This is a genomic window from Cytobacillus sp. NCCP-133 (genome assembly GCF_026011715.1).
Classification (GTDB): Bacteria; Bacillota; Bacilli; order Bacillales; family Cytobacillaceae; genus Cytobacillus.
In genome coordinates this window covers 121,741-148,739 of the sequence record NZ_BRVM01000002.1, presented here as the reverse complement: position 1 = coordinate 148,739, position 26,999 = coordinate 121,741, and the positions used below count along the sequence as shown (strand labels likewise).

Annotated in this window: 28 protein-coding genes, 1 pseudogene and 1 riboswitch; of the genes and pseudogenes, 14 read left to right on the top strand and 15 right to left on the bottom strand. The window is 40.7% G+C overall.

All coding sequences use genetic code 11. The features are described from left to right. Nucleotides 1-9: 9 nt before the first annotated feature. Nucleotides 10-1,260, bottom strand: a complete 1,251-nt coding sequence (locus tag NCCP133_RS04815) for an ABC transporter permease (protein WP_264803804.1) — start codon at nucleotides 1,258-1,260, stop codon at nucleotides 10-12. Next, nucleotides 1,253-2,152, bottom strand: coding sequence for an ABC transporter ATP-binding protein (locus NCCP133_RS04810; protein ID WP_264803803.1), 900 nt, complete (start codon nucleotides 2,150-2,152; stop codon nucleotides 1,253-1,255). Before NCCP133_RS04810 ends, NCCP133_RS04815 begins: the two co-directional genes overlap by 8 nt. Before the next feature lie 305 nt (nucleotides 2,153-2,457). Between NCCP133_RS04810 and NCCP133_RS04805 the strand changes: the two genes are divergently transcribed. Beyond that, nucleotides 2,458-2,643, top strand: a complete 186-nt coding sequence (locus tag NCCP133_RS04805; protein WP_264803802.1) for a YhzD family protein — start codon at nucleotides 2,458-2,460, stop codon at nucleotides 2,641-2,643. Between the two features lie 98 nt (nucleotides 2,644-2,741). Here the strand turns inward: NCCP133_RS04805 and NCCP133_RS04800 are convergent, their stop codons facing one another. From NCCP133_RS04800 to NCCP133_RS04785, 4 genes and pseudogenes are all read right to left on the bottom strand, one after another. Continuing rightward, nucleotides 2,742-3,533, bottom strand: coding sequence for an enoyl-CoA hydratase (locus tag NCCP133_RS04800; RefSeq protein ID WP_264803801.1), 792 nt, complete (start codon nucleotides 3,531-3,533; stop codon nucleotides 2,742-2,744). A gap of 212 nt (nucleotides 3,534-3,745) precedes the next feature. Further along, nucleotides 3,746-5,352 (bottom strand): annotated as a pseudogene (locus NCCP133_RS04795) (long-chain fatty acid--CoA ligase). A gap of 157 nt (nucleotides 5,353-5,509) precedes the next feature. After that, complete coding sequence (locus NCCP133_RS04790) at nucleotides 5,510-7,015, bottom strand: coproporphyrinogen III oxidase (RefSeq protein WP_264803800.1); 1,506 nt, start codon at nucleotides 7,013-7,015, stop codon at nucleotides 5,510-5,512. Nucleotides 7,016-7,403: 388 nt separating this feature from the next. Further along, a complete protein-coding gene (locus NCCP133_RS04785) occupies nucleotides 7,404-8,270 on the bottom strand; it encodes a Cof-type HAD-IIB family hydrolase (RefSeq protein ID WP_264803799.1) in 867 nt (288 codons plus the stop codon). Nucleotides 8,271-8,502: 232 nt separating this feature from the next. Continuing rightward, nucleotides 8,503-8,605: riboswitch (TPP riboswitch) on the top strand. Between the two features lie 85 nt (nucleotides 8,606-8,690). Here NCCP133_RS04785 and NCCP133_RS04780 point away from each other — a divergent pair. The 4 genes from NCCP133_RS04780 to NCCP133_RS04765 are packed head-to-tail and all read left to right on the top strand — an operon-like array spanning nucleotide 8,691 to nucleotide 12,344. Then, the gene (locus NCCP133_RS04780; RefSeq protein ID WP_264803798.1) at nucleotides 8,691-9,296 is read left to right on the top strand and encodes a Ykof family thiamine-binding protein; all 606 of its coding nucleotides are present in this window, start codon (nucleotides 8,691-8,693) and stop codon (nucleotides 9,294-9,296) included. A gap of 1 nt (nucleotide 9,297) precedes the next feature. Beyond that, nucleotides 9,298-9,894 (top strand): ECF transporter S component, encoded by a 597-nt coding sequence (locus NCCP133_RS04775; RefSeq protein ID WP_264803797.1) that lies wholly within the window; start codon nucleotides 9,298-9,300, stop codon nucleotides 9,892-9,894. After that, the gene (locus NCCP133_RS04770) at nucleotides 9,878-11,578 is read left to right on the top strand and encodes an ABC transporter ATP-binding protein (protein WP_264803796.1); all 1,701 of its coding nucleotides are present in this window, start codon (nucleotides 9,878-9,880) and stop codon (nucleotides 11,576-11,578) included. The genes NCCP133_RS04775 and NCCP133_RS04770 overlap by 17 nt, the downstream gene beginning before the upstream one ends. Then, nucleotides 11,565-12,344, top strand: a complete 780-nt coding sequence (locus NCCP133_RS04765; protein ID WP_264803795.1) for an energy-coupling factor transporter transmembrane component T family protein — start codon at nucleotides 11,565-11,567, stop codon at nucleotides 12,342-12,344. The genes NCCP133_RS04770 and NCCP133_RS04765 overlap by 14 nt, the downstream gene beginning before the upstream one ends. Before the next feature lie 178 nt (nucleotides 12,345-12,522). Here NCCP133_RS04765 and NCCP133_RS04760 read toward each other — a convergent pair whose 3' ends face one another. The 3 genes from NCCP133_RS04760 to NCCP133_RS04750 form a co-directional block, all read right to left on the bottom strand. After that, on the bottom strand, nucleotides 12,523-13,047 hold the full coding sequence (locus NCCP133_RS04760) for a D-glycero-alpha-D-manno-heptose-1,7-bisphosphate 7-phosphatase (RefSeq protein ID WP_264803794.1): 525 nt from the start codon (nucleotides 13,045-13,047) through the stop codon (nucleotides 12,523-12,525). Between the two features lie 136 nt (nucleotides 13,048-13,183). Next, complete coding sequence (locus NCCP133_RS04755; protein ID WP_264803793.1) at nucleotides 13,184-13,534, bottom strand: YlbF family regulator; 351 nt, start codon at nucleotides 13,532-13,534, stop codon at nucleotides 13,184-13,186. 117 nt (nucleotides 13,535-13,651) lie between these two features. After that, nucleotides 13,652-14,797: a DUF445 domain-containing protein gene (locus NCCP133_RS04750; protein ID WP_264803792.1), complete on the bottom strand. Its 1,146-nt coding sequence runs from the start codon at nucleotides 14,795-14,797 to the stop codon at nucleotides 13,652-13,654. A gap of 170 nt (nucleotides 14,798-14,967) precedes the next feature. Here NCCP133_RS04750 and NCCP133_RS04745 point away from each other — a divergent pair, with 170 nt between their 5' ends. Genes NCCP133_RS04745 through NCCP133_RS04730 form a run of 4 tightly spaced genes read left to right on the top strand, consistent with a single transcriptional unit; the run spans nucleotide 14,968 to nucleotide 19,963 of the window. Next, nucleotides 14,968-16,350 carry a YheC/YheD family endospore coat-associated protein gene (locus tag NCCP133_RS04745; RefSeq protein WP_264803791.1) on the top strand — a complete coding sequence of 461 codons (1,383 nt, stop codon included), beginning with the start codon at nucleotides 14,968-14,970 and terminating at the stop codon, nucleotides 16,348-16,350. Nucleotide 16,351: 1 nt separating this feature from the next. Continuing rightward, nucleotides 16,352-17,455, top strand: a complete 1,104-nt coding sequence (locus NCCP133_RS04740) for a YheC/YheD family endospore coat-associated protein (RefSeq protein WP_264803790.1) — start codon at nucleotides 16,352-16,354, stop codon at nucleotides 17,453-17,455. Next, nucleotides 17,433-18,797 carry a YheC/YheD family endospore coat-associated protein gene (locus NCCP133_RS04735; protein ID WP_264803789.1) on the top strand — a complete coding sequence of 455 codons (1,365 nt, stop codon included), beginning with the start codon at nucleotides 17,433-17,435 and terminating at the stop codon, nucleotides 18,795-18,797. Before NCCP133_RS04740 ends, NCCP133_RS04735 begins: the two co-directional genes overlap by 23 nt. Beyond that, a complete protein-coding gene (locus tag NCCP133_RS04730; RefSeq protein WP_264803788.1) occupies nucleotides 18,794-19,963 on the top strand; it encodes a YheC/YheD family endospore coat-associated protein in 1,170 nt (389 codons plus the stop codon). Before NCCP133_RS04735 ends, NCCP133_RS04730 begins: the two co-directional genes overlap by 4 nt. Before the next feature lie 106 nt (nucleotides 19,964-20,069). On the opposite strand, the gene NCCP133_RS04725 is transcribed toward NCCP133_RS04730, so the two are convergent. Then, the gene (locus NCCP133_RS04725; RefSeq protein ID WP_264803787.1) at nucleotides 20,070-20,237 is read right to left on the bottom strand and encodes a hypothetical protein; all 168 of its coding nucleotides are present in this window, start codon (nucleotides 20,235-20,237) and stop codon (nucleotides 20,070-20,072) included. Nucleotides 20,238-20,342: 105 nt separating this feature from the next. Here NCCP133_RS04725 and NCCP133_RS04720 point away from each other — a divergent pair, with 105 nt between their 5' ends. Beyond that, complete coding sequence (locus NCCP133_RS04720) at nucleotides 20,343-20,549, top strand: YheE family protein (RefSeq protein WP_264803786.1); 207 nt, start codon at nucleotides 20,343-20,345, stop codon at nucleotides 20,547-20,549. A 106-nt stretch (nucleotides 20,550-20,655) separates the two neighbouring features. Next, a complete protein-coding gene (locus tag NCCP133_RS04715; RefSeq protein ID WP_264803785.1) occupies nucleotides 20,656-20,847 on the top strand; it encodes a hypothetical protein in 192 nt (63 codons plus the stop codon). Between the two features lie 100 nt (nucleotides 20,848-20,947). On the opposite strand, the gene NCCP133_RS04710 is transcribed toward NCCP133_RS04715, so the two are convergent. Next, nucleotides 20,948-21,208 carry a metal-sensitive transcriptional regulator gene (locus NCCP133_RS04710; RefSeq protein ID WP_264803784.1) on the bottom strand — a complete coding sequence of 87 codons (261 nt, stop codon included), beginning with the start codon at nucleotides 21,206-21,208 and terminating at the stop codon, nucleotides 20,948-20,950. Nucleotides 21,209-21,321: 113 nt separating this feature from the next. Between NCCP133_RS04710 and NCCP133_RS04705 the strand changes: the two genes are divergently transcribed. Further along, on the top strand, nucleotides 21,322-22,215 hold the full coding sequence (locus NCCP133_RS04705) for a PucR family transcriptional regulator (protein WP_264803783.1): 894 nt from the start codon (nucleotides 21,322-21,324) through the stop codon (nucleotides 22,213-22,215). 115 nt (nucleotides 22,216-22,330) lie between these two features. Continuing rightward, nucleotides 22,331-23,434, top strand: coding sequence for an ABC transporter ATP-binding protein (locus NCCP133_RS04700; protein ID WP_264803782.1), 1,104 nt, complete (start codon nucleotides 22,331-22,333; stop codon nucleotides 23,432-23,434). Nucleotides 23,435-23,487: 53 nt separating this feature from the next. Here the strand turns inward: NCCP133_RS04700 and NCCP133_RS04695 are convergent, their stop codons facing one another. After that, the gene (locus tag NCCP133_RS04695) at nucleotides 23,488-23,730 is read right to left on the bottom strand and encodes a hypothetical protein (protein ID WP_264803781.1); all 243 of its coding nucleotides are present in this window, start codon (nucleotides 23,728-23,730) and stop codon (nucleotides 23,488-23,490) included. 297 nt (nucleotides 23,731-24,027) lie between these two features. On the opposite strand from NCCP133_RS04695, the gene NCCP133_RS04690 reads away from it, so the two are divergent. Beyond that, nucleotides 24,028-24,246 carry an alpha/beta-type small acid-soluble spore protein gene (locus NCCP133_RS04690; protein WP_026585109.1) on the top strand — a complete coding sequence of 73 codons (219 nt, stop codon included), beginning with the start codon at nucleotides 24,028-24,030 and terminating at the stop codon, nucleotides 24,244-24,246. Nucleotides 24,247-24,310: 64 nt separating this feature from the next. On the opposite strand, the gene fumC is transcribed toward NCCP133_RS04690, so the two are convergent. The 3 genes from fumC to NCCP133_RS04675 all read right to left on the bottom strand — a co-directional run bounded on the left by fumC (nucleotide 24,311) and on the right by NCCP133_RS04675 (nucleotide 26,990). Continuing rightward, nucleotides 24,311-25,693: a class II fumarate hydratase gene (gene fumC, locus NCCP133_RS04685; RefSeq protein WP_264803780.1), complete on the bottom strand. Its 1,383-nt coding sequence runs from the start codon at nucleotides 25,691-25,693 to the stop codon at nucleotides 24,311-24,313. Nucleotides 25,694-26,485: 792 nt separating this feature from the next. Next, nucleotides 26,486-26,806, bottom strand: coding sequence for a YbjQ family protein (locus NCCP133_RS04680; protein WP_264803779.1), 321 nt, complete (start codon nucleotides 26,804-26,806; stop codon nucleotides 26,486-26,488). Further along, entirely contained in the window at nucleotides 26,787-26,990 is a 204-nt protein-coding gene (locus NCCP133_RS04675) for a hypothetical protein (protein ID WP_264803778.1), read from the bottom strand. The genes NCCP133_RS04680 and NCCP133_RS04675 overlap by 20 nt, the downstream gene beginning before the upstream one ends. Nucleotides 26,991-26,999: the final 9 nt, after the last annotated feature.

Sequence of the window (26,999 nt, the reverse complement as noted above, 5' to 3'; positions counted from 1 at the left end):
CAGCATTATTTAATCATTTTTAGTTAGCAGAAGCGCCTTTTTAATATCTTTGAAAGAGTTTGAATTTCCATACATCAATACGCCGCCTCTGTAAACCCTTGCACCAAAGACAGCTAATAAAATAATGGCAGCAAGGAGAATCGCAATACCAAGGATTGGCTCCCAGACCGGCAAGGACAGCATTCCCGCCCTCATGAACATAAGCATTGGAGTGAAAAATGGAATGTAAGATGTGATGGTGACGAACGAAGCCTCAGGCTGGTTCAAGCCAAACATAGCGATCATAAAGCCAGCCACAACCATCATCGTCATGGGTGTAATCATCTGCTGTATATCCTCGATCCTGCTGACAAGTGATCCTAAAAAAGCGGCCAATGTCGCATAGAGGAAATACCCAAGAATGAAAAAGATGAGAGCATAGGCGATCGTTGAGGCGGGGATATTGCCAAACCCAAAGAATTCAAAAAAGCCGCCTTCCATTGAACTAAGATTTTGTTTGATGGAATAGTAGCCTACTAATAAAATGAGTGCCATCTGTGTCAGGCTAAGCAGCCCGATGCCCAATATTTTGGCGAACATCTGCTTGATAGGCGAGACACTGGAAATGAGTATTTCCATTACCCGGGATGATTTCTCTGTTGCTACTTCCATAGCTATCATATTTGCATATAAAACAACTGCAAAATAGATAACAAATAACAAAACATAAACTAGACCCCTTGCCTGATTTAATTCTTCTTCTGTCTTTGCATTTTCTTCTAGTGCTATTTGCTTAAAAGAAACAGGTTCATATATTTTCCCTAGCTGCTCAGGGCTGAGGTTTATTTGTGAAGCGGCCATCTGAGTTTTCATCTGCTGCAGCACACTTTGCAATTCTGAAGGGATGGCAGAATCGGCTATGCTTTTTGCTTTATAGATTGCTTCCGGCAGTTCATCCTGGTCATATGACAAAATCAAAAGACCTTTATATTCTCCCTCTTTAACAGCTTTTTCACCATTTTCCACTGTGCCATTATAATTTTCTAATCCTATTTCCTTATTAACTGCTTTCAGTTGTTCACTTATAGGGGCAAATAGCTCACCAGTCTCATCAATTACTGCTATTTCTTCCTGGCTATCCTTATTAAAAAAGTCTATTATGCCTGATAAATTCGCAAGTCCCACGACAATCAGAACCGTTATAATAGTCGTAACTATAAATGACTTGGTCTTTAGTTTGCTTAAATAGGTATGAAAAAGTATGGTCATAAAATTATTCATAGGAAGCACCTGCCTTTTCAATGAAAATATCATGCAATGAAGGTTCTTCCAATACAAATTTCCGGACAAAGCCCTTCTCCGCAATCTCCTTGAAAATATCTTCTGCCGTCTTTTCCCCTGCTATCTGCAAGTGAATTCCCTCTGCAGTCTGTCTGGCTTTTATTACTCCATGGCTATTCGCCAAAAAGCTTAAATCGTAATCTGCATGGATGACAAGATTCTTCTTTCCAAAAGAACGTTTTATTTCTTTCAATGACCCATGTACGACTGGCCGTCCTTTTTGCATGATGCATAAATATTCGCATAATTCCTCTACATGTTCCATTCTATGGGAAGAAAAAACTATTGTCGTGCCGCTCTCTTTCAGCTCCAGAACTGCTTCCTTCATCTGTTCCACATTTACAGGATCCAACCCGCTGAAAGGTTCGTCGAGAATCAGAAGCTTCGGCTTATGGATGACAGCGGTAATGAATTGAATCTTCTGCTGGTTCCCTTTCGATAGCTCTTCCACCTTTTTGTTCTCATACTCAGGCACCTTGAATCGTTCCAGCCAATAGACCAATTCCTTTAAGGAATCCTGTTTGGCCATGCCTCTAAGCTTTGCCAAGTATACGATCTGGTCTTTTATCTTTAGTTTCGGATATAAGCCTCTTTCCTCAGGAAGGTAGCCAATCTGCGGACTCGTTGAATAATCGATTCGCTTTCCATTCCAGGTAATCTTCCCTTCGCTTGGATCCAGCAATCCCAGAATCATCCGAAATGTTGTCGTTTTACCCGCTCCATTGGCACCCAAAAAGCCAAACATCTCACTTTCGGGAATGGCCAGAGACAAATCATCAACCGCCATAAACTTGCCAAAACGCTTTGTAACATGATCAAGCAACAATGACATTGTTCTAATTCCTCCTTTGCCTAACTGGTAATACGGACAGAAAGGAAAAAAGGTTCATTTTTCCTGAAAAAAATTGAGCTCCTTATTTCTTCTGTAGTATGAAACTAATTATGCCGATCTTGATTTATTTCCTTTGACACTTTGACGAGGACTTCCTTTTGAATCGCTTCCCATCTGAGAAGCTCTCCATTTAGGACGGACCTTCTAACTATTTCTCAACTAAACAAATTTCTTTTGCACATTTGCAAAAATTATGCAAAAATAATAGTAACTATCTGAATTTTATAATAAAGGAGCTTACCAGAATGTTAACTTATAAACTTACTGCTTTTGGGCCGGACGGAGGAAAAATATTAGATGAGGCCTTCCAGGCGGCAAATGATGATGAAGCAAAAGATCTCGGAGAAAAACTATTAAAAGAAAAGGGTTTGGAAGAAACAACTCACCGATGCACTTCACCTGCAGGAAAGCTAATTTTATTCCATAGATAAATCTAGTAGCTTTCATTTATTCAACCCACAATTGAATTTCTTACCTCTATAAACAAAAAAGCAAAGGCATAGGCTCTTTGCTTTTTTCTATTACTCGTTTACTTCCCTTCGAATACCGGCTTTCTTTTTTCAATAAAGGCCTGAATTCCTTCCTTGTGATCCTCGGTTTGCCTCATTTTATGCTGTCCTAGTTTTTCTAGCTCGAGTACTTTTAATAATACAGAACGGTTTTTATCTGCAAGGATTTTCTTTGTTTTAATCATTGCTTCTGTGGGACTGTTAAGCCATTTATTCAGCTTTGCATGAACCGCTTCACTTAAATCACCCTGTGCTACTTCATGGATTAGCCCCATTTGCAAGGCATCATCTGCTGTCAGCACTTTTCCTTCCCAGATTAAGTGTTTCGCTCTATCCTCACCGATACGCTGCTGCAGGAAGAAATGGGAACCTCCATCTGGGATTAATCCTATGCCAATAAAGTTCATTGCCAGCTTGCTGTTCTTATCTGCCAAAATATAATCGGTGGCTAACGCAAGACTGAAACCTAAGCCCGCAGCAGCACCTGCCACTGTGCTAATCGTCAGCTTCGGTAAGCTGTATATGGTTACCACCAGTTCATTGATGCAATCCATCACAGTAGAGAAATCGCTTTCATTCGCTTCCAAAAGCATGGTTTTAATATCACCGCCGGAGGAAAAAGCTCGTCCCTTCCCTTTTAAAATAACAATATCTACCTCATTTATTTGGCTGACATCCTTCATAACAGCCAATAACCCTTTTAGCATCTCCACATTTAATGCATTTAGTGATTCCGGTCTGTTCATCTCAACAGTTGCCACGCGCCCATTAATCTCCAAGCTGACAGTATCAGTTACAAAATCTATTGCCAAAATCCTTCCCCCTCCTTTAATAGCTTCTTTTATTATAAAGAGTATTATTATGTTTAAAAAGTATTTTATCCAAAAATTTTAAATTTTGTTATTTTTTTTAGATTTTTTTATTTAGTAAACCTCCCGCAGAGTGATCGAGCAATCGATAAATCATCGGAAGAACCACCAAAAAGCAGCATCCGGGGATGGATCCTGCTTTATTCAATAATTTTCTATGCTTTTCCTGTATATTGTTTATGGACTTGATCCCTTAATGCCTTCTTAAGGAATTTGCCAGCAGACGTTTTCGGTATTTCTTCAAGAAATAAAATATCTTCTGGAAGCCACCATTTCGCAAACTGCGGTTTAAGGAATTCATATAACTCTTGTTTGCTTGTTTTCCCTTTAAACTGCTCTTTTAAAACGACACACGCAACAGGCCGCTCCTGCCACTGCTCATGGGGTACGGCAACAACTGCTGCCTCGAACACAGCTTCATGGCCCATTAGGGCATTTTCAATATCAACCGAAGAAATCCACTCTCCACCGCTATTAATCAAGTCTTTTGTCCGGTCAACAATTTTGATAAAGCCTTCTTCATCAATGGTTACCACATCCCCAGTATAGAGCCAGCCATCAAAGAATGCATCTCTTTATAATATTCAGAAGCAATCCACGGGCCTCTGATAGCAAGCTCACCCATTTCCTTGCCATCCCAAGCCGCTTCCCCGTTCTTGCCGGCAACCTTCATTTCCAGCCCTGGAACAAGAATGCCCTGCTTGGCTTTAATCTCAAGCTGCTCTTCGGCGGATAATTCTTCCTGATAGCTTTTTAGGGTTGAGATGACTACAAGCGGACTTGTTTCTGTCATTCCATAAGCATGCATGAAAGGAATCTTGTGCTTTTGCTCGAAAGCTTTAATCATACTTTTCGGTGCTGCAGAACCACCGCAAAGAACCGATCTGAGCGAACTCATGTCATGTTCATTTTCATCCAGTTCTTTTAAAAGGCCCAGCCAGATTGTCGGCACCCCTGCGGTTATCGTGACTTTTTCCGATTGGATAAGTTCAGCGAGAAGCTTAGGTGTAAAATAAGGTCCCGGCAAGACTAGTGTTGTTCCAAACCAAACAGCTGCAAATGGCAGCCCACATGCATTCTCATGGAACATCGGCACCATGGGAAGAGCGATATCTTTTTCGCTTACCGCTGCACTATCCGCCATTCCAAGTGCCATGCTATGGAGAACGATGCCGCGATGGGAATATACAATGCCTTTTGGATTGCCCGTTGTAGCGGAAGTATAGCACATTCCTGCAGGTGAGTTTTCATTCAAATCATCCCGATAATCATATTCGCAGCTTGCTTCCTCAATCAATTTTTCATAATGATAAACAGGTGATAGAGATGTCTCCGGCAGTTCTTTATCATCAGTCGTAATAATGAACGCCTTGACTGTCTTTAGTTCATCCTTCACCTTCTCGATTAACGGAACAATATCGGGATCTATGAGCAGCATCTTATCTTCGGCATGATTTATAATAGAGGAAATATGCTTCAGCGACAGACGGATATTGATCGTATGAAGAACCGCCCCGCTGCATGGGATTGCAAAATAAGCCTCCAGATGGCGATGATGGTTCCACGCAAGTGTCCCTATCTTATCTCCTCTTTCAACTCCAAGATTTTGCAGGCTTTCCGCCAGCTTTTTGGTTCGTTCTGCAATCTCATTATATGTTAATCTCTGAATTCAACTGGCCGTTCTTGAAATGACCATTTTCTTTGGAAAATACTTTTCAGCCCGTTTGATCATCTGCGTCATAGTCAAAGGTGTTTGCATCATCATTACAATTCCCCTTTTCAGTAAACGCTTACATTTATTCGCCCATGAAAATTCACGGGCTGTTATACCTATATCATTCTATTAACTTTCAAATAAATCCTTTAAACATTTCTACATTTTCTAAACAATATACAAACAAAAACCCTTGCCTATTCGGCTAAGGATTCGTGTTATTAAATAGTTCGCTTAATATCTTTAATTTCTCGTTTGTATAATGTTCAAAGCTCTCATTATAAGATTTTGGATCTTTAGGGTTGGCAAAGTGCGTGATTTTGCCTGTTTGCAGATCTATAAATTTACTGGCAGCGCCACAGCCAAGTCCGATAATCGTCTGCTGCTCTTCCATAATCATGATGTTATAGATGCTCTCCTGATCTGGAAGAGCATAGCCGACGTTTTCAAGATTCCCAAGGATGTTTTTCTGGCGGTACAAGTAATACGGTTCATATTTATGCTCTTTTGTCCACCCATCGGCTTTTTCCATCATTCTTTCAATTTCTGCTCGATCGGCAACCTTATATCTTTGCTTATTCTTCGTCATTTCGGATGCTCGTTTAAATGAGAGTGTGTGGACAGTCAGTGACTCCGGCATCAGTTTCTCTGTTTCATTCAAAGTATAAGAAAACTCTGGCACTCCTTCTCCAGGAAGGCCAATAATCAAGTCCATATTTATGTTGTTCATTCCCATATCCCGTGCAAGGTGAAATTTTTCAATGGTTTCTCCCACAGTATGATGTCGGCCAATTGCTTTCAATGTTTCCTGGATATAGGACTGAGGATTGATGCTTATCCGGTCAATATTCCATTTCTTCAGAACTTCAAGCTTCTCTGGAGTAATGGTGTCCGGACGTCCGGCTTCGACAGTCACTTCCCGGATATTTTTCACATCCGGAAAGGACGTGTACATTTCCTCATAAAGCATATCCATTTCTTCAGCTGTGATGCTGGTTGGCGTTCCGCCTCCATAGTATACGGCAGTAATCTTTACATCATTTTCATTTAGCCACTCACCAACTTTTCGCATTTCGTGATGCAAACCGCCAAGGAATGAGTCTACAGATCCCTGTCTGCCGTTAATCGCATACGCTGGAAAAGTACAATAAGCACATTTTGTTGGACAGAAAGGTATGCCAATATAAATGCTGACTTCATTTTTCAGCTCATAAAGATCGGGAACAACCGAAACCTGCCTGTCCACGATTCTCTGCATAAGCTGAATTTTTTCGTCCGTTATCAGATATTCTTCCTTAAGCTTTTGATGAACCTCATGTTGAGGAATCTGGGTTTGCATTGCCCGGTGGAGAAGTTTGGTAGGCCTAACACCAGTCAGAATTCCCCATTTTTGAATAATGCCTGTCCAATCCTGCAACACAGTTAGATAAACATGCGAAACAGCATTTTTAACTTGTTTGAAATTCTCTTTTTCATTTTCAGCAGGTACAAATTCTTTTTCAAAAGCTGCAGAGAGTTCTTTGCCTTCTTTATCAGTAAGTGCAGCTTGGGCTTTAATACTGGTTCCATGCTCAAGCTGAAACGCAATCGTGATATCAGCTTCTGCTGATTCACCAAGTACCACCTCACACTCTTCAAAAAAGAGATTCCCAATCAGACGGAGTGGGCGGTGGAAACGCTCATCCTGTATACCTAGAATCGAAATGTTCAAAGCAATCACCTTTTTATTTATAAATTATCATAAAGACTGCCATTTTCCTGTTTGCTAACGGCAGCCGAAAGTCTATTTTATTTAGTTTTTTTCTTTGATGACAAACTTCTTTAAGTGTACAGAAATGGGGTAACCAGGTCAATACAGGGGTAAACATTCCTAATAAATTGAAATACTTCTATGTAGTGAAGGGTTCTGATCTTTGCCGTTTAAGCTTTTTTAGCATCAATCTGATTGTGTTTGCGTCCACTTCATCCTCTATTGCGTTGCTATCCTGAATTCATGCTGAGTCAGCTTACCTCAGCGCCGTTCCCTCCTCTTTTCTCCTCCAGTTTCAATTACCGCAAAAAAGAGCCGATTAGTATAATCGCACTCTCTTTTGCTCACTTTATTTTAATAAATTCATTTTCTTCAAAAATTCGATTGGATGCTGTTTGCGGAAATGCTCTTTAACCATATAGCTGACGCCGTTCTGGTTATTGGAACGCGTTAGCCAGTCGGCTGCCTTTTTTACTTCTGCCGGAGCATTGCCCATTGCCACGCCAAGACCGGCTGCTTCAATCATTTCCAGGTCATCTGAAGAGTCTCCGATAACGACCATCTTGTTTCGTGAGATTCCCAGATATTCACCCAAATACAGCAAGCCATTTAGCTTCGATACGCCTGAAGGCACAATATCCATGCGCAGGTCATTCAATTTAATCGCATCGATATTTTCAAACATGCCTTTAATTGCTGCCTGAGCATCCCGAAGATCCTCTTTATCTTCAAAGGAGACTTCAATTTTAGGCGGCGTTACTGGTTCATCTAAAATTGTGTCGCTCAATGAATCTACGAATTGCTGTGAGTAAAAAATAGGATCACCAGTTGTAAAAACGGTTTTGGCAAGCATATTGGAATTTAGCTTAGTTTTATTGGCAAGTGAATATTTTTCGTGCACCAGCCTGATTTGGCAAGTAAAGCCTTCAAGCAGGCGCACGATTTCAAATGTCTCATCTTCCTGAATTCGTTTTACAAAAATTGGTTTTTCCTGGGTGGCGGCAATATAAGCTCCCCTATGAGTAACCAGCAAAGAATTAATTTTCAAGGCTTTTGCCACTTTCTTTGCAGAAGGAAAGCTCCTTGAAGTTACAAGCGTTACATAAATTCCTTTTTGCTGTACATATTCAATCGCTTCTTTCGTCGATTTATGAAGTCTTCCATTCGTTTGGAGAAGTGTTCCGTCAATATTTAAAGCAAGCAAGCGATAAATCATCTGATTTTGCCCCCTATTCTCGATGTAAAATTGTCCTATTACACTTTTATGAGGAGATGCATGGGATTAGAACATGACATGGACAACGCAGAAATTTTTCTCGATGCTTTTCTGCATAATGGCAGCGTTTATCTATTTTTCAATGGTTGTTTAATTCAAAGAATAATAAATTATTCATTTACAATTTGTATTCTCCGTATTAAGATGGAGTCAACAAAAAACTGCATATCAATTTTTGCACTAGGGGAGCTTTTTTGGCTGAGAAGAACATTCCGTTCTGACTCTTATCACCCGATCTGGATAATACCAGCGTGGGGAAGTGCAGGTGAAGGGCTATCATTTTTTTCGGGTAACATTCAACTGCATTTCCTTATGGGAATGCAGTTTTTTATTTTTATTAAAAATTGGAGGAATGACAAAATGCAAGAAAATTTCTTATGCGGAACAAGTGAGATTACAGGATGCAGATTTTCGATTTACCCAATGACTGACAGGTTTGAAGATGTTATTCTATCAGCTTTGAAAGAAGTGGATACCAGCAAGGTATGGATGGAAACAGATGATGTGAGCACCTGTGTGCGAGGACGCTCCATTCATGTTTTTGATGTGGTAAAAGCCATTTATCTGGAAGCAGCCAAACATGGTGACCATGTTGTTTTTAACGGCACTTTTTCAAATGGATGCCCTGGGGATACTGCGGGCGACGCTTATCTTGCTGAAAATGAAGAAAGAGCGAATGAAAAAAAGGCAGCTGAAATTAACCAGGAGGCTGCTGCACAGTTCGCCCTTTATCCAATGGGGATTCCTACATACATGAATGTCATTATGGATCAAGTCATATTCGCGAAGGATCAGGGGACGTTTACAAAAGGTGTCCATTATGCTTCAAGATTAGACGGAAATGCACATGCTGTTTTCAAAACACTGGAAGATTCTTTCGAAAACTGTAAAAAAGGTGGCACCACTCATATCGTCATGACAGTGAATATGTCTGCAAACAGTCCTTCCAAAAAGGAGGCTGAATAATATGCTCGAAAAATGGAAGCTTCGCGAGGTTATTGTTCTTTCTGTACTTGCTGTTGTGTTTGCAGTTGTATACCTGGTATTCCTTCAATTTGGCAACGTTCTGTATGGGGTGTTCGGCTTAATTGGGTATGATCTTATTTTTGGCATTTGGTTTATTGTTTCGATTATCGCGGCCTATATAATCAGAAAGCCTGGTGCAGCCCTTTTATCAGAAACCATCGCTGCAGCCATCGAAGTTATGATTGGCAATGCTGTTGGCCCGCGCCTAATTCTCTCCGGTATGATTCAGGGGATAGGTGCTGAAGCTGTTTTTGCCGCTGCCAGATGGAATAATTACAGAACTTGGGTTCTGATTGCTGCCGGCATGGGTTCCTCTGTTACAAGTTTTATTTGGGGCTACTTCATTTCCGGCTATGCAGCCCTTTCACCAAGTTACGTGACTGCCATGTTTTTCGTCAGGCTGATCAGCGGTGCTTTACTTGCAGGATTGCTCGGTAAATGGCTGAGCGAGAGTCTCGCTAAAACCGGAGCATTAAGCAGTTTCCCTATTGGAAAAGAACAAAGAAGGAGAAAATCTGAAAATGGCTTCACTGCGTAATCAGTCTTTAATAAAATGCGAACACCTTACTTTCCGGCATGAAGATGAGCAAAAACCTGTTTTTAAAAGTATTGATTTCACCCTTTATCCCGGGGAAGCCATTTTATTATTGGGCCCCAGTGGTTGTGGAAAGAGTACACTTGCCTTCTGCTTAAATAAATTATATCCGGAAGCTGTTGATGGCGAACTAGAAGGTACAGTTTCATATAAGGGAAAAATGCTGGAGGAATTCCGTCCTGGTGAAATAAATAAGCACATTGGCATTGTGTTTCAGGACCCTGAAAGCCAATTTTGCATGACAACAGTCGAAGATGAGCTGGCATTCGGGCTTGAGAACATGAAAACACCACCCGAAGAAATCGGATGTAAAATTGACGAGGCGTTGAAGCTTGTTCATTTACTGCCATTTAAGCATGCCTTAATTCACACTCTATCCGGAGGACAAAAACAAAAACTTGCACTTGCATGTGTATTGTCATTAAAACCGGAAATCCTGATTTTGGACGAGCCGACAGCAAATCTGGATCCCGCTTCAAGCCATGAACTTACCCGAATCATCAAAAGGATTAAAGATGAGCGAGCTTTATCCCTTCTAATTATTGAGCATAAGCTGGATGATTGGATTGATTTAACCGACCGCTGCTTAGTCCTGAACCGGGAAGGCGAAATTTTATTCAACGGCAGCCATGCTGATTGCTTTAATACATATGCAGAAGAACTTCAAGCTGAGGGCATCTGGCTGCCAAACACAGTAAAGGCGGGCCTGCTAACCAAAAAGGCTGGAATATTCACTGGGAAAGAGCTTCCGCTAAACCACGAGGAAATGATTGCTGGACTTATAAGTCCCGATTCAGCACTTCAGTTTTTAGATAATAAGAAGAACACACCGACATGCTTGGAGAAGCAGACAATCCTGTCAGCAAAAGACCTTTCCTTTAATATAGGCCCCAAGGAATTGCTAAAAAGTATCAGCTTTACTGTAAAAAAAGGTGAATTTGTGGCTATTTCCGGTTCAAATGGGTCAGGCAAAACTACGCTTTCCAGACTGCTTGCTGGATTATTCTCTCCTTCCTCTGGCGAAATTTTATACCATGACCGCCCCCTTTCCAGCTGGAAGGAGCATGAATTAAGAAATAAATTGGGATATGTTTTTCAAAATCCCGAACACCAGTTAATTGCGGATACAGTCACTGATGAAATTGCCTTCAGCCTAAAAATACAGCATATGCCAGATAACGAAATACAAAAGATTGTTCAAACGACACTGAAGCAAGTGAACTTACTTCATCACGGTGACATGCATCCTTTTTCCTTAAGCCAGGGACAAAAACGGCGGCTTAGTGTTGCATCAATGCTTGTTAATGAACAGGAATTGCTGCTGCTTGATGAACCTACATTTGGACAGGATGCCAAAACGGCCCGTGAGCTTATGGCATTAATGGAAGAAAAGATCCAAAGCGGCAGCTCTGTCGTTATGATCACACATGACATGGAAATCTTACATTCATATGCCGATAAAGTAATAGTCCTTTCAGACGGAGAAAAGATATACGAAGGAACCCCCGCAGAATTATGGAAAGAACAGGAAATTATGAAACTGGCCTCCCTTAAGGTTCCATATATAGAAAAACTCAAGGACGAATTGCGCGCCATGTCAAGGAGGGAAAAACTTGCTTTTACATGATATCAACCCAAGTATAAAAGCGCTGACTGTAATCGTGTGCGTATTGATTTTATCCGTTTTCTTTGACCCGGTTACTCCTATGCTGACACTAGCCGTGACAGCAGCGGCCACGTTTATTTTTGGAAAAGTGTCATTCAAAAGATGGATTCTGCTTTTCTCGCCGTTTATCTTCATGGCTCTTATATATATTTGGTCAGCTCTCATTTTTTCAAGAACTCATGAAGGAGAAACCATTCTTTGGTCATGGGGAATTTTAATTCTGACTGAGGAGAGCTTACAGCGCGCCCTCTCCCTTGGACTAAGGGTTTTAAGTTTTACGTCGCTATCCCTGCTGTTCATTTTAACCACAAAGCCATCAGAATTCCTGCTCAGTTTAATGCAGCAATGCCGGCTTCCTCCAAAGCTTGCTTACGGGATCATGGCAGGCTATCGGTTTCTGCCATTGATGAAAGAAGAATTTGAGATTATCAGAAGTGCTCACCGGATTAGGGGAGTACCTAAAGCGAGGTCGCTTCCGGAAAAAATTGCGGAGCTTAAGAGATATGCAGTTCCTCTCCTTGCGGGGGCTATCCGTAAAGCCGAGAGGACTGCAATGGCGATGGAGTCAAAAGGGTTTACTGGAGATAAAAACAGAAATTACTATCATAAAATCGCAGTTTCACCGAAGGATTGGCTATTTTTCGCATTTTTTATAGCTATGGTATTAGCAAGTGCCTATATTTCCTGGTTTTTCGGCTTTCTTCAGCTTTATAACGGTGAGCTTTAAAGAATAGATGATGATTTTGTGCGTAAAGTCATAATTAAAGGCTGGTAAAATAGAATCCCTTAATCACCAGAAGAAACAATGACTAAATTATATTCTTCTTTCTAGAGCTAGGATTGTAACAATCACGTTAGTCCGATCTAAAAAGCCGCTTCCCTAATAAGAAGCGGTTTTCACTCAATTATTTAAGCATTTCCAAAATGTCCTCCACAGCCTCAAAAAGTGATGCTGCCTGAATATCCGCACTTGTTGGCTCTGATCCGATAAAAACAGTTTTACAGCCAGCTCTTTTTCCAGCCTCAATGTCCCGCTCGTGATCGCCTACCATAACGCAGTTAGCTAGGTTGATCTGATATCTTTTTGCAAGATCGAGCAGCATGCCTGCATTTGGTTTCCGGCATTCACATCCTGCTTTAGGCTTATGCGGGCAATAAGCTACCTCTCTAATTTGGCCGCCTTTATCATTCACCAGCTCTTGCAGCCTTTCATGAATTCTCTTTAATTCCTTCTCTTTTAAAAATCCAAGTCCAACGCCGCCCTGATTTGTTACAACGAAAATCTCATAACCAGCCTTGGTTAAATCCGCAACCGCTTCTGCCGCACCTTCCAGTAAAAAAAGCTGCTCAGGTTTGTTGACGAATTTGACTCTATCAGACAATACCTCATTTAATACACCATCACGATCGAGAAAAATCGCTTTTTTCATTTAAATACCTTCTTTCCTTTACACCTTATTTAACATAAAGGTACCCAAACTTAAGGTAGTTTAATACAGTAAACATCTAGCCTTTTTCCCATTGGAAAACCTCCCGCCATTCATCACGGGAGGTTTAAGTGCTTATTTATTCAACAGCTCCATAAAGCTCTTCAAGAGGCTTCATGATGATTTTGTTCATTTCAGCAATCATCATGCTCATGCGCTGCTCTGCTTCCATAAGCTTGGAAATTTGCTCATGCTGCTGTACAAGCGCAACGGTTTTTTGCGCCTGCTCTACTTCTTCCTGTGTAATATCCTGGCCCATCATTTGCTTTTGCTGAAGTTCCATTTGGATGTTACGGAAGTTTTCAAACATGGTTTTTGCAGACGGATCTGCATTCACCTCATCGTACGCCTGTCTTAAGGCCTTGTATTCATCGCTTTCACGCACTGCTTTTTCCAATTCATAAGCTGAATCATATAAATTTACTGCCATTTGTAAACTCCTCCCAATTCTCGTTCAAAAAAGAGAATAATAACCACAATATTTCCCGTACTTTGAACATCCACTCCACTATAACAAACTATGACAGCAAACGCGAGGCGATACCATTTAATTAATGAAAACCACCAGAATCCCCTGGAAAAGCCCAATCAGACCGCCAAGCAATGCACCCAGATAGGTGATCATTTTCAGTTCGCTTTTCGTAATGGATAATACCATTTCTTCAAGTCTCTCAACGGAGAAGGTTTCCACCTGCTGACGGACAATTTCAGCCAGGTGAAGGCGTTCCATGAGAACATCAATGCGGCTGGAAAGCCACCCGCCAAGTAATTCAACGCTTTTCGGAGCTATCTCTTCAATTACTTTCTCTCTGAAGGAACTGGTCAGCTCAGAGAACGGCTTTTGGAATAAGCCTTCAAGCTTGACTGCTTTTTGAACAAAATTCTTTATCATGTTAACAAGTTTTTCTTTTTCAAATTGCTCTTCAATTCGCTCTGCTTCCCAATTAAGCACCTTATCCCATTCTTTCTTCAGAATTGTGGTAATAAGGTCTGCAGTACCTTCATTTTTTAAAAACCTTACGATTTCCGGCTGAATCTTATCAGCAAGGTTTATGTTCCCCATGAACATTTGCAGCATATTGCTGAGTACACCGCTGCGCTCACGGACAAAATCATCAGCCATTCGCTGGATGCGCATCTTCCCCTCAATGCTGGAAAAATAGTCGGCTCCTTTTTCCAGAATATAAGAAGAAATGATCGGGAGCTTGGCATCTGCCTTTTGAATGATTTCTGGCGAGATGACATCTCTCAGAGGTCTGCTTCGATATTTTGCCTTAAGCGCTTCATATTTCTCTTCAACAAACTGATTAAGCTTGCCTTCAGCTTTTACCTGAGCATTATGAATCCCAAGAACTGCAAGCAGCTCTTCCGGGGTTTTTTCAGTATCAAGCATGTTCACAAGTTCCTTTTGAACAAGACCGGTCATATCCTTTTGGAATCCTTCATTTAAAAATTTCCGCTGGATGCTTTCTGGTGTAAGCAAATGGTCTGTTACCATTTTCCCCATTTGCGCAGCGAGCTCGTCCCTTCGCTTTGGAATAAGCCCAGGAGTGAATGGGACTCTCCAATTCTTTATATAAATTGGCTTATATGGCCTAAACAGCATTTTTATAGCTAGAGAGTTGGTAAATCCCCCTATGACAGCCCCTATAATAATCATGATAAAAATTGTAATTGTTATCTGCATTAACATCTACTACCTTCCATGCAAAAATTTATATAGCGGGATAAAACCCCTGCTCTCAAGCATCCCCGCTTCGTCATTGCACCATTTTCTGCGTTGTTACATACGATACCGTATCAGCTTTTGCCTATTTTTTCATTATACGCGCACATACAAAGACGAGCAAATGAGGAATGATCATGTCAGTTTCTTTATTGCCTATTACGATTATTCCGGTAAAAAGGTTTCAAGAAAATCTGTTTCGCATCCAAATGAGCCATTCTCTTATTCATTACTGGAATATAGATTTGCATATCCCCCATGTTCTGCATATAGGGAGGCGCTCCATTCAGATTACCATTGAAGGGGCTAACATGACGAAGGACCAGTTCTTATTCAGTGATCGTCTATTTCAGGAATGCTTACTGCCTATAGAAGAGCTCAACTTTGTTGCAGCCTACTCGAACACAGATCATTCCCTTACACTCGGGCCGGTCATAGGCCTCTTGACTGATTTAAATGATACGGGAGAAGAACCAGACTTCCGCTCTATTCATGCCTTTTGCTATGAATTGCATGAGGTTGTTTCGAATTTGGGAGGTTACTTTTATGTCTTCCACTTCAAAGATTTTGAAGCAGGAAAACTACAGGGATACTGCCATCAGGATGGTATGTGGCTAAAAAAGGAAGTTCCGCTGCCAGGTGTAATTTATAACCGGATTCACTCAAGATTGCTGGAGGCCAGCACCGCCTTCCAATCATTCAGAAAGAGTATAAGCAGCCTAACCATCCCCATGTTTAATGACCGCTTTTTATCCAAAAAAGAAGTTCACCAGCTGCTTCATTCCGAATACCATATGGAGCCCTATCTGCCAGATACAGTTATTGCAGATGAACAGACAGTCAAGGAATTGTTAGCTAAACATGAGTCTATATATATTAAACCGATCCATGGCAGCCAAGGCCGCAGTATCATCCGAACTACCTTAAATGGGGACGAAATTATAGCACAATTATCATCCGGCAGCCGCAAAGAAGAAACGCTTTTCTTTGAAAACTATACCCGTTTCACCCATTGGTTTAAGCACCAGCTTATGAAAAAAACCTTTTTAGCCCAGCAGGCCATCCCCCTCCAAACCTATAAAAACAGACAGTTTGATTTTCGTATTCTTTGCCATAAAAATTTTCAGGATACGTGGAAAGCAACTTCGGCAGTTGCCCGAGTTTCTGCTGAGCAGCAATTTGTTTCCAATATCGCAAGAGGCGGAGAGATGATGAAACCGATAAAGATTTTTTCACTTTTGTCAGATCAAAAAACAGCCATCCAGCAGCTTGCACTGTTGAAGGAGCTAGCAGTTGAAACCGCCTCCATAATCAGTCAAAAATCCGATGGTCTAATCGGTGAACTCGGTATTGATATTGGCATAGATAATAAAGGAAAGCTATGGATCATTGAAGCCAATTCAAAACCCTCCAAAAACTTTGAAGACAGCTGTAAAAAAATAAGGCCTTCAGCCAAAGCGCTGATTGAATATGCTGTTTCCTTATCATTTTCGGGCAGACCCTTAAAGGAGGATTACTAGGATGCTTTCATTCGGAATCATGACGTTAAACAAGCGCAGCGAAAAATCTTACTACTTGGAAATGGCTAAAAGGGCATATAAGTACGGCATTGCCTGCTATCGATTTGTCCCTTCTGATATCAACCCCATTTCGGAAAAAATCAACGGCGATTTTTATAATCCAAGCATAGGGAGATGGGAAAACAAAGAGTTTTCCGTTCCCGCTATCCTCTATGATCGATGCTTTTATAGTGAGGATTCCCTCTCAAAGCAATGCATGTCCATTGTTAATTGGCTAAAAGCAAGAGATGATATCCGTTTTCTTGGCTACGGCTTGCCAAATAAGCTTGAATTATATGATATCCTTACCCATACGAACATTTCGCCTTATTTGGTGAAAACGATGCCTTTCACGAACCCGCAATCGTTTATTGACAGCCTGCTAGCTGAACAGTCCCTAATTATTAAGCCAGCCAGAGGATCTCAGGGGCAGGGCATCTTCCATATTAAAAAGGCCGGCGAAGGCATACTGGTTAAAACAGATAAAAAGGACGCCCAGGTGACCCATCACTTTGAAAAAACTGAAAAGGCTATCAGCTGGTTAAATAGGCTAACTGCTAAGCGGCAGTATCTTATCCAGCCTTATGTCACTCTCTCTGATAAGGATGGCCATCCCTTTGACATTAGAATTTTATTGCAAAAGGATTCTAAAGGCACTTGGAACGAAATTGGACGGGGAATCCGGACAGGAAAAAAGGATGGCATCATTTCAAACTTAAGTGCAGGCGGTAAGAATATTCGGTTTGATGACTGGATCACTGCTTTTCCATCTTCATTAAAAAATTATTTACGAGATGAACTTGATGAAATTATTGAAACACTTCCTGCTGCACTTGAAGAAAAACTCCCTCCCTTATTTGAAATGGGAATTGATATTGGGATCGGCGATAATGGTTCCCTCTGGATTCTTGATATCAATTCCAAGCCTGGAAGAAAGACGATCTTAAACACCGAACCTGAAAAAAGGGAAGAATTATATACCGCTCCCCTTCTTTATGCAAAATATCTCGAAGCGGGCATAGATAAAGAAAGGAGACCAAATCATGCGAAAACAGTATCAAATTGAAATTTTGGATTCACCCTCCAAAACGGTTTATATCCCGAATGAGCTAAACCTTCATACCCATTTGACCAAAATTGCATTTGGGACACATTCAGAAGATGCTGCTTTCGTTCTCCATAAAACGAAGAAAAACTCGATTATACTAAGCAAAGACGTCGCAGAAGCACTTAACTTTCCAGATTTGAATATTCCGCTTCACGCATTTGCCAATAACGAAACATTGTTTATCGGGCCGCTCGTCGGAATTTTTACTTCAGGCTTCACTTCTTTCCCATTGAGGCCTATTGGAGACAGGACCTTGTTTTTTGCAAAACTATTGTCGGTTAAGAAAACGGTGGGAGCAATCCCTTTCTTGTTTGGCGACCAGCATATCAACTGGGAACAAGGAACAATCCGGGGCCTTTTTTATCATCAGGAGGGCTTTGAAACCTATGAAGTTCCCTTCCCAAATGTCGTGTATGATCGGCTCCCAAATCGAAAAAGCGAAAAAAAGAACGAACTTAAAGAAGTCCGTGACCGCTTGCAGAAGGACTACTTGATTCCATGGTATAATCCTGGGTTCTTTAATAAATTAGATGTTTACGAAAGACTGCAAAACGAAGATGAGATCAGTGTATATTTGCCAGAGACACACTCTTTTTCTTCTTTTTCTGTTATAGAAAGAATGCTTGCAGATTATGGTCATGTATTCCTAAAGCCAATCAATGGAAGCCTTGGGCTGGGAATCCATCAAATTATTTATGATAAAAAGGAAGGAAACTATTATTGCAGATACCGTGTAAGGGATGAAAATCGGCTAAGAAAGTACAATAGCCTGGAAAGTTTGATGCGAAATGTTTTTGCTGGCAGGAATTTAAGCAAGATTCTCGTCCAGCAAGGGATCCATTTATTGCGTCATGACCAGAGGCCTGTTGACTTCCGAATTCATACCAATAAAGATGAAAACGGAGAATGGAGAATTACCGCGACAGCTGCTAAAATTGCAGGTCCCGGCAGTGTTACAACTCATGTAAAAAGCGGCGGGATAATTAAGACAATCAATGAAATTTTTGAATCGGAAAATGAGATGGAAGATTCGCTAAAAAGACTGACTGAAGCAGCACTTAAAATAAGCAAGGCTCTTGAACGGAACATGGAAGGCATAATTGGCGAGATTGGCTTCGATTTTGGGCTGGACCGCAAAGGGAACGTGTGGCTCTTTGAAGCAAACTCCAAACCGGGAAGATCCATATTCAAGCACCCCCAGCTGCGCGAGTTTGACCTTCTAACCAGAAAGCTTTCCCTTTCATTTGCCGTTTTCCTTACGGAAGCTTCCATCATGAAACCAGAGGAAATTTTCAGATGAAAGTTTATTACGACTGGACCAGCAAAGAATGGTTTGGCCCATCCAATGCCACACTCGGAAACAATTCTCAGCCCTTAAAATCATGCAGCACGGAGGCCGAAAACGTATTATCTTTAAATTTATTAAACAAAAAAGATAATGCAGGACCAGTTATAGGTATTCTTTCTGGAAAGGGGAAGGACCAATCGATCGCCGGAAATGGCCCGTTATTTAAGGCGCTGCAGAAAAAAATCCTGCAAAACAACGGAATTTCATTTGTATTTACAGCGGAAGACATACAAGATGATTCCGTGAACGGCTATATCTATTTGCCTGCAAAAGATAAATGGGCCGAAGCGAGATTTCCCCTTCCCCACCTTGTCTATAATAGAGTGCCCTTTAGAAAGCTAGAACAAAAGGAGACTTTTCAAAAGGCTTTCCTGTTTTTTAAGAAAAATAAGATCCCTTTTTTTAATCCGGGCTTTCTTGATAAATATGAAGTCTGCCAATTATTGAAAGCCTATCCTCCTCTGCAAAAGTATATTCCTGACACAATTCTTATCACTGATAAATCAAAACTGAGCCATTTTATCCACACTTATAAAAATATCTATCTGAAGCCTGCCAGCGGATCAAAAGGCAAAGGAATCTACCGCCTAAGCATGCAAGATGGAGAAAAGGTAATCATAAACGGGCTGAACCATGCTTTTAATTACACCCATTTTGAAGGTTTTTGGAATGAATGGAGTATCCCGCTGACAGACAAAGCATATATTGCACAGGAAGCAATGAGCTCTGCCAAGATTGATGGCAAGCGCTTCGATTTTAGGATTCTTGTTCATTTCTGCAATGGCAGCTTTCAAGTTACCGGAATTGGCATACGGCAGGCTCAGGGACAGGAAATTACAACACATATCCCGAATGGCGGGATCTTGATTCCGTACGAAATGGTTCGAACCCAAGAGCATGATGACTTTATTCAAATGGCAGCTGCACAAACCGGAAAGCTTCTTGAAAAAAGCAAAGGCTTCTACGGTGAATTCTCTATTGATGCAGGCAGAACAGATGAAGGTAACTATGTAATCTATGAAATCAATTCAAAGCCCATGAGCTTTGATGAACTCTCCATTGAAAAGAAAAGGATTAAAGAGCTCACCCATTTATTTTTTGCAAGGGCGGGGTTCTAATGGCCGTTATTGAAAATAGCCGTACACACTGAAGGTGTACGGCTATTTTTATGCGATTAGTATACAGTATTTCTTGACTTGCGCTAGTCCAATCGTAAATATTGTTTTAAGAGGTTACAGGCCTTTTAGGGGTTTTTACATTATTTTTCTTTGTAGAGGTGCCTGCAAATGAACGAAACTGGTCTTTTAGTTTTTGACGTGCTTCCGGGTTTCTCATTAAGTATGCAGCTCCAAGTGCCATGGCTGACATCATAAATGTATTGTTTCTTTTCATTATTTTTTGCCTCCTTTTAATGTTAAAATATTTCTACATCTATTCTATTCCCTCTTTCAGGGACTATAAACGGATATCTTGAAAAGACAACCGGGAGGACGCAGAATGCTAACACACTTTCAATTCAAGCCTCTATATGTAAATAAACAATTGCCGGGATGGACATTTTCTTTTTACTTCAAAAAACAAAAGATCGCGGGTATTTACCATCCCGATGGAAAAATTGAATGGACATCCGGAAATCCTGCGAGCCAGGAGGGAGAACTGAAATCACAAATTCATCAGTTAATGTTATACCATGTTTATGAATAATTAAGATATATACTTTCCGTTCAGCCTTTAAATATTTTGCATGACTTTAATGCCCTTTTGAGAAAATAACAGGTAGATCATCAATTTCTTAAAAGGAGAGGACATTATGGAAAAAAATAAAAATTCAAAGGCATCAGAGGATTTAGATTACGAAGGCCGTGACAAAACCTATATGGATATTGACAGAATCATTAATGAAGGCCTGTCAGGAGGGTCCGTCCACGGGCGCGGGGATGATATGAATATCGAACAGGCAAGAGAATTCCATGAAGAAAAGCCGCCTTATCAAGCGGAATAAGAAAAGCGCAAGGCGCCTTGCCCACAAAGGACGCAGATTAATAAAAAAGGCACCATGAGCGGGTTACCGTTCAGGTGCCTTTTATAGTTAAGAAAAGATATTATCTGCTTTTAACAATCATATTGACTGCTTCCTGGATCGCATCTTCAGCGTTTTTGCCTTCTGAATTTGCATCACGGATACAGGATTCCAGGTTTTTTGCTACGATATAACCCATTGCACGATCAACTGCAGAGCGCACTGCAGATAATTGTGTAACAACATCCTTGCAATGCTTCTCCTCTTCCATCATACGGATTACGCCCCGCACTTGCCCTTCAAGCCTTTTCAAGCGGTTTTTCATCTCTGGTGTGTATTCCATACATCTCACCCCTTATTTATAAAAACCAGACCGTTTCCGATAGTTTTTTCAATTAAATTATAACTGCTATACTATAAGAAACACAAAAATTTATCAAATTAAAGGAAAAAAATATGTTAAAAAAATTACACGACAAATATCCTGGTTCTATCTTGATGGAAGCAAAACCAAATTTCCACTCATTTTCAAGCACCTACTGGTTTTATTATCAGAAAACAGGACAATGGCTCGGCATTCCTGCAAAAGATTTAACCGAAGATAGTCTGAAGATCTTAAAAACCCTTTTTGAATTTCATGATATCTCTCCCCATCATAACCCTGAGGCCCAAACCTGGTTTGATTTTTTATTTTCTAACGGACGTACTCCAAAGGCAGCCAAGCATTCAGCATATCGGCTTATCCAATTTAAAACAGCCGAGGGTGATTGGATGCGCGAAGATATGGAAGATGCTTTTAAAGCATTTTTTGAGAAAGATATTATTATTTTATGGAATAAGCCTTCAAAAGGAGTCATAGTCGAAGAATTTAATGATCCGCTTGCTGACATGGAATTTCTCGCAATTTCCAATGCCCTTGAGAGCGACTTCTTCGTTAAAACAGCTTTTTATATTGGCTGTCCCAATACATTGGAAAATGACCTTCCCATGCAATTTCAGGAGGAAATAAAATTTTTCCAGCATGCCTATACAATGCTGCCCTCAGAAAGGATCTTTTCTTTCGAGAAGACATTTCCATCCTTAGTCACGGTAAACCTGGATCCTTTTTTGAAAAGAAATCTGCTCTCCCGGCTTTCTTTGCTAAAAGATGACCCTGAACTATTAATCACGATTAAGATATTTTTGCAAAATAGCTCCAACGTGTCATTAACGGCCAAAAAGCTGTATATCCATCGCAATACCCTGCAATATCGATTAGACAAATTCACAAAGAAAACAGGGCTCCAATTGAAGGACTTCAACAGCGCTGCGACAGTTTATCTTGCTTGCTTGCTGTATGAACAGCCATAAAATTGAACACTTTGCATAAAACCGCCTTCAGGAATTTTGTGCAGATTAGCCATATGGGAAAACCCCTGCTTCCTTTAAACTGAATATAAGCAAAAAATACTGGGAGGTTATCCAAATGGCTGAACTAAAATTAGATCACATTTACAAAATCTATGATAACAAAATTACTGCAGTAGAAGATTTCAATCTCCACATCCAGGATAAGGAATTTATCGTATTTGTCGGGCCTTCAGGCTGCGGTAAATCTACAACACTTCGTATGATTGCAGGCCTTGAAGAAATTTCAAAGGGTGACTTTTATATCGATGATAAGCGTGTGAATGATGTGCCGCCCAAAGATCGTGATATCGCGATGGTTTTCCAGAACTATGCCCTTTATCCGCATATGTCCGTATATGACAACATGGCTTTCGGGCTTAAACTTCGTAAGTTTCCAAAGAACGAAATTGAACGCCGCGTAAAAGAAGCTGCGAAAATCCTCGGGCTTGAACCATACCTTGACCGCAAACCGAAAGCTTTATCAGGCGGTCAGCGCCAGCGTGTTGCATTAGGCCGAGCGATTGTCCGTGATGCAAAAGTCTTCCTGATGGATGAACCATTATCCAATTTAGATGCAAAGCTTCGTGTGCAAATGCGTGCAGAAATTGCCAAGCTGCACCAGCGTCTGCAGACAACAACCATCTATGTAACACATGACCAGACAGAGGCCATGACAATGGCAACCCGTCTTGTTGTTATGAAGGATGGGATAATCCAGCAGGTTGGTGCACCGAAAGAAGTATATGAGAAACCTGAAAATGTTTTTGTCGGCGGTTTTATAGGCTCTCCTGCCATGAACTTCTTCAACGGCAAGCTTGAAGACGGAAAGTTTGTTGTCAGCCAAACACAAATTACCGTTCCAGGAGGAAAAATGAAGGTACTTCGTGACCAAAGCTATGTGGGAAAAGATATCATTCTTGGCATACGCCCGGAAGATATTCATGACGAACCTGTTTTTATTGATGCTTCCTCAGGTTCTAAAATTAATGCACGGATTGACGTTTCCGAACTTACTGGTGCTGAAACAATGATTTACTCTAGCATTGAAGGCCAGGATTTCGTTGCACGCGTTGATTCCCGTACAGATATTAACCCAGGGCAAAACCTTGAGCTGGCATTTGATATGAACAAAGCCCATTTCTTTGATGCCCAAACGGAAAGCAGAATCCGCTCACATTAAGATTAAAAAAAGAGACCCCGTCAGGCCAGGCAGACGGGGTTTTTTGGTTTAATTTACTCTTTTATAAACATCACTGAATCCTGGCCGCATGATGGACATTTCAAAAGATGCGGACATTCCTCTTTTTGAAAATCTTGAGGAAAGCCATCTTCCATTTTCATTTGATCAATAGGCATATAAGCACTGTAATCATCGTAAAAATCCATGATTCTGCCGCTGTCCTCCATTTTCTTTCCGCAAGAGCAGCAAGCTGCTTCCAAATTTTCAAAACCATTGCAAACAGGGCAAATTGCCATTTTCAGAACCTCTCGCTTTCGTTTTACAGAGTATATTTCTTATATAGTTTGTTTGTTTCTGCTTTGTTATATAACACACCTAAACAGGTAACACTCCAGGAAAAAATTCCCGATTTAATTAAAGAATAAACTTTTATAAATCAAACATAATAGAGAGTAAACACAGCGGCAGCAAGCCACCGCACACCAATACCGATGGGTTAAGCCAGGCAGTGGAACAGGATTTGATCCTTGCGCTGGTGCAATTCCAGCTAACCCAACCAAAAACCAACAAAATTTTATGAGGAGGAAAATCACATGAACAACCAAACATCTAGCAGAAGCAATTCCTCAAACCAATTACTAGTACCAGGAGTAGCACAAGCACTTGACCAAATGAAGTTCGAAATCGCTACTGAATTTGGCGTAAACCTTGGTGCAGAAACAACTTCACGTGCTAACGGATCTGTTGGTGGAGAAATCACAAAACGCCTTGTACAAATGGCAGAACAACAGCTTGGCGGCGGTTCTTTCTAATAAAGCAAGATAACAATTGAATAAATTTGGCTGGGCCCTCCTTCATTAAAGAGGGCCCTTTAATTTACACCATCTTTTCCGGCACAACCCATTCTTCATATTGCTCTTCTGTAATGTAACCAGTTTTTAGTGCTGCTTCCTTTAATGTTGTATTTTCCTTGAATGCGAGCTTGGCAATCTCAGCTGCTTTTTCATATCCGATATATGGATTAAGGGCTGTTACAAGCATTAATGACCTTTCAACATGACCTGATATCACATCTTCGTTCGCCTCTAAGCCTGACAGGCATTTTTCATTAAACGATGCCATTCCATCTCCAAGGATTCTTATGCTTTGAAGAAGGTTATAAATAATCACCGGTTTAAATACGTTTAATTCAAAATTACCCTGACTTGCTGCGAAGCCAATAGCAGCATCATTTCCAAAAACCTGACAAACCACCATCGTAAGAGCTTCACTTTGTGTAGGATTTACTTTTCCCGGCATAATAGAGCTGCCAGGCTCATTGGCTGGTATCGATAATTCTCCTATTCCGCTGCGCGGGCCACTTGCAAGCCAGCGGACATCATTCGCCATTTTCATAAGATCGGCGGCGAGAGCTTTTAACGTCCCATGCACATGGACGATTTCATTATGGCTGGTCAGAGCCTGAAATTTATTTTCCGAAGAACGGAATGGATGGCCGGTCAGCCTGGATATTTCTTCTGCCATTTCATCTCCGAATGCCTTATCTGCATTAATGCCTGTTCCTACAGCCGTACCTCCAATCGCCAAATCCAAAAGGTATTGCCTTGCATCGTTAATCATTTTTTCATTCTTTTCAAGCATCGCACGCCAGCCGCTTATTTCTTGGCCTAAGGTAAGCGGAGTTGCATCCTGCAAATGGGTCCTTCCGATTTTGACTATATTGTTAAAGGCATTTTCTTTCGTTTCAACGGTCTCTTTTAATTCCTTCAGTGAAGGAATCAGCGTTTCTTCCACTTCAATATAAGCCGCTATATGCATGGCTGTCGGAAATGTATCATTGGAGCTTTGAGACATATTGACATCATCATTCGGGTGGATTTTCATGTCTGAATGTTCCTGTTCCTCCAATATCTCATTTGCCCTTTTTGCCACAACCTCATTGACATTCATATTCGATTGCGTCCCGCTGCCAGTCTGCCAAACCGCCAGCGGAAAATGGCTGTCAAACTTATGACCAAGTATTTCGTCACAAGCCCTTGTAATTGCTTCCTTTTTCTCATTCGAAAGCTTGCCTATTTTATGATTGACAACAGCCGCTGCCCGTTTAACCTTTGCAAATGCATAGATCACTTCCAGCGGCATCTTTTCAATGCCAATCTTAAAATTATCCTTGCTCCGCTGTGTTTGCGCTCCCCAATATTTATCAGCTGGAACTTTGACATCGCCAAGCGTATCTCGCTCAATCCGAAAATCAGCCAATTGTCATACCTCCTTAAAATGTCACTATTGTTCATATATATTCTTTTCCCTGATTGTCAAACTTTAATGATAAAAATTGGAATTAGTGAGAATTGCCATAAAAAAAAACTGCCTGGCTGATCCAGCCGGCAGCTATGCTTTTATAATAGTATAACCGATGAAGTAGCCAAGTACCATAATACTTGCTATGACTAACGTAATTGAAAATTCCTCCACTTCCATCCCTCCATATAAATAATATTCTAAAATTATCATGGGATTTTTGACCTGGACCACCTAACTCGGTACTATTCTGTGTCGGAGAAGTGAATTTTTTATGAACAAGAATTCTCCTAAATAAGCACAGCACTTATTAAGGTAATTAGTCCATTCAGCTCTCAACTTTCCTCAGTTAGTGAGACTATTCAATGCTATTCGTTCCCTTCCACTCTCTTGTCAGCCTTCTGTAAGGCACTTAGCAAATTGGATGGTGAATTTCAATTTCAAGAAAGTTAAACTTATCTCTCTTCTTTCTCCCTATAAAACATAAGAAAAGCACAAGACGCCTTGACCACCCCCGACAACAAGCAAAAGACGAGCCGGCTGAAAGGTTATTCTTTAACCTTTTGAACGGATTGAAGAAAATGTTTCACCTTATTGTATGAGTTTCATCAAAGAAATCATCTAATATACCTTGTTTTTCTAAAGTATTTATTGCCAAAACTTTTTTCTATAAATACGTTCGCTCTTCTGCAAAATCCAGGGCTATTCATAATTAAGACAGCTGTCTGTAATCAGCTGGTTCGTTTACTATTAATCTCCATCAATAACTGCTGCCGTTCCATAAGCAATAATTTCTGCAGCATTTTGCATAACTGCTGAAGTTTGAAGGCGCATGCCAATGATTGCGTTTGCCCCTTTTGCTCTGGCATCCTCTACCATTCTGCCAATTGCCTTTTGTCGTGCCTCATCCATCATTTCAGTGTACTCGCTAATTTCTCCGCCTACAATTGTTTTCAAACCGGCTAATAGATCTTTGCCAATATGTTTTGTCTGAACTGTACTTCCTCTTACAAAACCCTTTACATCCTTAATTTCTCTTCCAGGGACGATATCAGTAGTTAAGATAATCATTTTGGTCATCCTCCTCTTTTTCTTTCTTTCTCTCAAACAACAGTACAATAAAAATCGCAAAAATCATCATTGCATATAATATATAAAACATAATTGCTGCTTTAATATTAATGAAAAGCATAGCAATGCCTAGAAGCTGGCCGCCTGCCGCTATAAGCAGCAGCATCTGCTTTAACTTTTTCATTCTTCCATC

Bases quoted from the DNA above. Each gene is read 5' to 3' on its own strand.
- NCCP133_RS04815 (WP_264803804.1), bottom strand. From the start codon at position 1,260: ATGAATAATTTTATGACCATACTTTTTCATACCTATTTAAGCAAACTA.
- NCCP133_RS04810 (WP_264803803.1), bottom strand. From the start codon at position 2,152: ATGTCATTGTTGCTTGATCATGTTACAAAGCGTTTTGGCAAGTTTATG.
- NCCP133_RS04805 (WP_264803802.1), top strand. From the start codon at position 2,458: ATGTTAACTTATAAACTTACTGCTTTTGGGCCGGACGGAGGAAAAATA.
- NCCP133_RS04785 (WP_264803799.1), bottom strand. From the start codon at position 8,270: ATGATTTATCGCTTGCTTGCTTTAAATATTGACGGAACACTTCTCCAA.
- NCCP133_RS04780 (WP_264803798.1), top strand. From the start codon at position 8,691: ATGCAAGAAAATTTCTTATGCGGAACAAGTGAGATTACAGGATGCAGA.
- NCCP133_RS04775 (WP_264803797.1), top strand. From the start codon at position 9,298: ATGCTCGAAAAATGGAAGCTTCGCGAGGTTATTGTTCTTTCTGTACTT.
- NCCP133_RS04770 (WP_264803796.1), top strand. From the start codon at position 9,878: ATGGCTTCACTGCGTAATCAGTCTTTAATAAAATGCGAACACCTTACT.
- NCCP133_RS04760 (WP_264803794.1), bottom strand. From the start codon at position 13,047: ATGAAAAAAGCGATTTTTCTCGATCGTGATGGTGTATTAAATGAGGTA.
- NCCP133_RS04755 (WP_264803793.1), bottom strand. From the start codon at position 13,534: ATGGCAGTAAATTTATATGATTCAGCTTATGAATTGGAAAAAGCAGTG.
- NCCP133_RS04750 (WP_264803792.1), bottom strand. From the start codon at position 14,797: ATGTTAATGCAGATAACAATTACAATTTTTATCATGATTATTATAGGG.
- NCCP133_RS04745 (WP_264803791.1), top strand. From the start codon at position 14,968: ATGTCAGTTTCTTTATTGCCTATTACGATTATTCCGGTAAAAAGGTTT.
- NCCP133_RS04740 (WP_264803790.1), top strand. From the start codon at position 16,352: ATGCTTTCATTCGGAATCATGACGTTAAACAAGCGCAGCGAAAAATCT.
- NCCP133_RS04735 (WP_264803789.1), top strand. From the start codon at position 17,433: ATGCGAAAACAGTATCAAATTGAAATTTTGGATTCACCCTCCAAAACG.
- NCCP133_RS04730 (WP_264803788.1), top strand. From the start codon at position 18,794: ATGAAAGTTTATTACGACTGGACCAGCAAAGAATGGTTTGGCCCATCC.
- NCCP133_RS04725 (WP_264803787.1), bottom strand. From the start codon at position 20,237: ATGAAAAGAAACAATACATTTATGATGTCAGCCATGGCACTTGGAGCT.
- NCCP133_RS04720 (WP_264803786.1), top strand. From the start codon at position 20,343: ATGCTAACACACTTTCAATTCAAGCCTCTATATGTAAATAAACAATTG.
- NCCP133_RS04715 (WP_264803785.1), top strand. From the start codon at position 20,656: ATGGAAAAAAATAAAAATTCAAAGGCATCAGAGGATTTAGATTACGAA.
- NCCP133_RS04710 (WP_264803784.1), bottom strand. From the start codon at position 21,208: ATGGAATACACACCAGAGATGAAAAACCGCTTGAAAAGGCTTGAAGGG.
- NCCP133_RS04705 (WP_264803783.1), top strand. From the start codon at position 21,322: ATGTTAAAAAAATTACACGACAAATATCCTGGTTCTATCTTGATGGAA.
- NCCP133_RS04700 (WP_264803782.1), top strand. From the start codon at position 22,331: ATGGCTGAACTAAAATTAGATCACATTTACAAAATCTATGATAACAAA.
- NCCP133_RS04695 (WP_264803781.1), bottom strand. From the start codon at position 23,730: ATGGCAATTTGCCCTGTTTGCAATGGTTTTGAAAATTTGGAAGCAGCT.
- NCCP133_RS04690 (WP_026585109.1), top strand. From the start codon at position 24,028: ATGAACAACCAAACATCTAGCAGAAGCAATTCCTCAAACCAATTACTA.
- NCCP133_RS04680 (WP_264803779.1), bottom strand. From the start codon at position 26,806: ATGATTATCTTAACTACTGATATCGTCCCTGGAAGAGAAATTAAGGAT.
- NCCP133_RS04675 (WP_264803778.1), bottom strand. From the start codon at position 26,990: ATGAAAAAGTTAAAGCAGATGCTGCTGCTTATAGCGGCAGGCGGCCAG.